The organism is Bacillus sp. 0102A, assembly GCF_036765155.1.
Lineage (GTDB): Bacteria > Bacillota > Bacilli > Bacillales > Bacillaceae > Bacillus > Bacillus subtilis_G.
The window spans coordinates 1-202 of sequence record NZ_JBAIZW010000034.1 but is presented as its reverse complement, the minus strand read 5'-3'; the positions used below and the strand labels follow the sequence as shown (position 1 = coordinate 202).

Annotated in this window: 1 protein-coding gene; it reads left to right on the top strand. The window is 55.4% G+C overall.

The features are described 5' to 3' along the window. Positions 1 to 202: condensation domain-containing protein (locus V6D41_RS21475; protein ID WP_333519576.1), on the top strand; the 202-nt coding region annotated here is incomplete at both ends.

The following is a 202-nucleotide window of genomic DNA, read 5'->3' as shown; positions in this document are numbered from 1 at the left end:
CTGTACAACAACCGAACCCTTCCGATGCTTCACATTCAATATAAAGACTACGCCGTATGGCAAGAAGATTTTAAAAAAGGAGACGCGTACCAGACGCAGGAGGCGTACTGGCTGAAGCAGTTCGAGGGCGAGCTGCCGGTGCTGGATCTCCCGGCTGATCATACCCGCCCGCCAGTGCGGAGCTTCGCCGGTGACAAGGTCT